This window comes from uncultured Cardiobacterium sp., assembly GCF_938028185.1.
Classification (GTDB): domain Bacteria; phylum Pseudomonadota; class Gammaproteobacteria; order Cardiobacteriales; family Cardiobacteriaceae; genus Cardiobacterium.
This window is the reverse complement of the sequence record NZ_CALJAH010000286.1, coordinates 1-3,408: the sequence shown is the minus strand read 5'-3', so window position 1 is coordinate 3,408 and position 3,408 is coordinate 1. Positions and strand designations below refer to the sequence as shown.

General features: G+C 58.5%; 3 protein-coding genes. All 3 read left to right on the top strand.

Annotated elements, in window-relative coordinates; all coding sequences use genetic code 11:
* Positions 1 to 211: 211 nt before the first annotated feature.
* Genes Q0349_RS08500 through Q0349_RS08490 form a run of 3 tightly spaced genes read left to right on the top strand, consistent with a single transcriptional unit; the run spans position 212 to position 2,844 of the window.
* A complete protein-coding gene (locus Q0349_RS08500; protein WP_298080435.1) occupies positions 212 to 1,159 on the top strand; it encodes an iron chelate uptake ABC transporter family permease subunit in 948 nt (315 codons plus the stop codon).
* Positions 1,160 to 2,092, top strand: a complete 933-nt coding sequence (locus Q0349_RS08495; protein WP_366916297.1) for an iron chelate uptake ABC transporter family permease subunit — start codon at positions 1,160 to 1,162, stop codon at positions 2,090 to 2,092.
* The gene (locus tag Q0349_RS08490; RefSeq protein WP_298080434.1) at positions 2,089 to 2,844 is read left to right on the top strand and encodes an ATP-binding cassette domain-containing protein; all 756 of its coding nucleotides are present in this window, start codon (positions 2,089 to 2,091) and stop codon (positions 2,842 to 2,844) included. Before Q0349_RS08495 ends, Q0349_RS08490 begins: the two co-directional genes overlap by 4 nt.
* Positions 2,845 to 3,408 lie beyond the last annotated feature (564 nt).

Here is a 3,408-nt window from a genome sequence, read left to right as displayed (position 1 = left end):
GCCCGCGTAGGAGCGGTTAGCGGGGAACGCGCGTAACCCCGTGTTGATGATGGCGAGCGGTCTCTCGCTGCGCGAGCAAATGCTTGTCGGGCTTCGCCCTAACCGCCCCTACGCGCTCAAGGTGTATGTAAACAGGGCGCTACGCCCAAACGACGCGCCCCGCTGTTTCTGCAATAATAACGTCTCGCATTTAGAGAGACCTTCATCCGCCATGCCCCGTCATTTCCGTTTTTTCCTCGCCATCCTCGCCCTGCTCGTCGCGATGGCGGTCAGCACCGCCCTCGGTGCCAAGGTGATGGACTGGTCGCATCCCGACTGGCACCTCATTTGGGTCAGCCGCGTGCCGCGTACTTTCGCCATCGTCCTCGTCGGCGCCAGTCTTTCTGTCGCCGGGCTGGTGATGCAGCTTGCGGTGCATAACCGTTTTGTTGAGCCGAATACCGCCGGCACGGCGCAGGGCGCGATGCTCGGTATTGTGACGACGACCCTGCTGGTGCCGCACTGGCCGCTGCTCGCCAATATGGCGGTTGCCGCAGGCTGTGCGTTCGCGTCCATCCTCGGTTTTCTCGCCATTGCCCGCCGCATTCCGCCGCAAGACCCGCTGCTGTTGCCGCTGGTCGGGCTGATTTACGGCAGCATCATCGGCTCCGCCGCTTTTTTCTTTGCCTATCAGTATGACGCGCTGCAATTGCTCACCACCTGGGTGTCCGGCGATTTTTCCGGGGTGCTGCGTGGTCGCTATGAGCTGCTTTGGCTCGGCGGCGCGATTGCCTGCCTCGTCTATTGGTTCGCCGACCGCCTCACCATCATCGGCATGGGCGAGCAGATGAGCAAGTCGCTCGGCCTGCCTTATCGCCAACTGGTGCTGCTGGCGATGGCGGCGGTGTCGCTGATGACGGCGCTGGTGGCGATTACCGTCGGCAGCATCGCTTTTCTCGGCCTCGTCATGCCGAACATTGTCCGCCGTTTCAGCGGCGACAATCTGCGCCGCAGCCTGCCGTGGGTCGCCTGGCTCGGCGCGTTGCTGTTGCTCGTCGCCGATGTTATCGCCCGCTGGGTGCGCTATCCGTATGAGGTGCCGGTCAGTACCGTCTTCGGCATCATCGGTGCGGCGCTGTTCTTTTATCTGTTGCTCAAACCGGTGCGCCATGCCGATTAACTGCCTTGTCTTCCTCGCCCCCTTGTCGCCGTCGGCATCGTCCTTTATCTCACCACCGCCGTCCAGGGCGACTGGGGCTTCGTCCTCCTCCTGCGCGGCAAGAAATTGCTGGCGATGCTGCTCGTCGGCAGCGCCATTGCCAGCGCCACCGTCGTCTTCCAGACGCTGACCGCGAACCGCATCCTCACCCCGTCCATCATCGGCCTTGACGCGCTCTATCTGCTCTCAAAAATGGTGGTGATTTATTTCCTCGGCAGCGCCGCGCAACTGGCACAACCGCCGCAGTGGCAGTTTTACATCGACACCGCCCTGATGACCGCCACCGCCGCCGTGCTGTTCGCCACCTTTCTGCCGCTGCTCGCGCGCGACATCTACCGCCTGCTGCTCATCGGCATCATCTTCGGCGTCCTCTGCAACAAGCTCACCGACCTGATGGCACGGATGATTGACCCGACCGACTACACCCGCTTCCAGGCCATCGCCTACGCCCGCTTCGACAGCGCCCGCGCCGACCTCATCCTCCCAGCCGCGCTCATCATCGGCGCCTGCCTCGCCTGGCTCTGGCACAAACGTCATGTGCTGGATATTTTGGCGCTGGGCCGCGAACAGGCGATTAACCTCGGCATCCACTACCCGCGCGAACAACTGACGCTGATGCTCACCGTCGCGCTGCTGGTCGCCGTATCTACCGCGCTGGTCGGGCCGACACTGTTCTTCGGACTGCTCGCCAGCGCGCTTGCCTGCCGCCTGTTCTCCGTGCCCTACCATGCCATCCAGTTACCCGCCGCCTGCCTGCTCGCCTGCGCCATCCTTATCATCGGCCAGACACTGTTTGAGCGCGTCTTCCATTTCGCCGCCACCCTGAGCATCCTCATCGAATGCATCGGTGGCAGCGTCTTCCTCTACCTGCTCCTTGCCCGCAAACAGCCATGATTACCGTCCACGACCTGCACCACCACATCGGCAGCAAAGCCATCCTGCAACACATCAACCTCGAACTCGCACCCGGCCGCATCATTGCCCTCATCGGCCCGAACGGCGCGGGCAAAAGCACCCTGCTGGCGCATATCGCCCGCCTCACCCCCATCCAGCGCGGCCAAATCCAGGTGGACACCCTCGACATCGCCACCAGCGACAGCCACCACATCGCGCGCAAACTGGCAATATTGCAACAACAAACCCGCTTCATGAGCCGCCTCACCATCGAAGAACTGCTCACCTTCGCCCGCTACCCCTACCACCGTGGCCGCCCGCGCAGCCACGACCGCGACATCATCGAAAACACGCTCGCCTACTTCGACCTCGGCAAACTGCGCCACACCTACATCGACGCCCTCTCCGGCGGACAACGCCAACGCGCGCTGGTCGCCATGACCTTCGCCCAGGACACCGACTACATCTTGCTGGACGAACCGCTGAACAACCTCGATATGCACTACGCGCGCAACCTGATGGCGAACCTGCGCCAGGCGGTGGACGACTACGGCAAAACCATCGTGGTCGTCTTGCACGACATCAACCACGCCGCGCACTACGCCGACCACGTCGTCGCCATGCAGCACGGGCAAATCCGCCACAGCGGCGCGACCAACAGCGTCCTCACCGCCGAAAACATCAGCGCCTTGTATGACATGGAGGTGGAAATGCTGAGCCACGGCGGCAAAAGGGTGTGTCTGTATTTCTGAAAATGCTGCTTGTAAAAAAACCGCCGGAAGGCGGTTTTTTATGGGCTGAATGACAGGCGCTATAGTCGCAAATAACAGCGAATGTTGCCGATATAGCGATACACTCAAAGTTTTACACAATGAGCAACGCAGGAGGTGATATGCGGCCGTATGGAAAGCCGGCATGGTATGAAACTTTCGGTGGATGGCTATAACAGCCGTTTGCTTCAACGGATACGCCGTGCGTTACGCAAAACTTACTGTTCTTCCAAGAAGATACTCTATCACGTTAAGGCATTTGCCATAGAATTTCTCTATATCAACTACGGGCGCGTTTGAGGCAGCATACATTTTAGGACACCATCGCATTTTGTATAAGACGTTAAGTACATTTCTAATATATATTTGCCTACATTTTAATATTAAAAAATATAAAGAGTATTAAAGCAAAAGGTAACCAAGCAAAAATATGATATAGTTTTAGCATAAAACTCAATCTATTACTTTCATTTAATATTTCTTTCTTTGCATCCTCTAGTTCATTCTTTACTTTTCCATGTTCCATGTTTTTTACAGATAAGATTT

What these genes read in the sequence shown, in the direction of transcription:
- Q0349_RS08500 (WP_298080435.1), top strand. Translation starts at nt 212, where the DNA reads ATGCCCCGTCATTTCCGTTTTTTCCTCGCCATCCTCGCCCTGCTCGTC.
- Q0349_RS08490 (WP_298080434.1), top strand. Translation starts at nt 2,089, where the DNA reads ATGATTACCGTCCACGACCTGCACCACCACATCGGCAGCAAAGCCATC.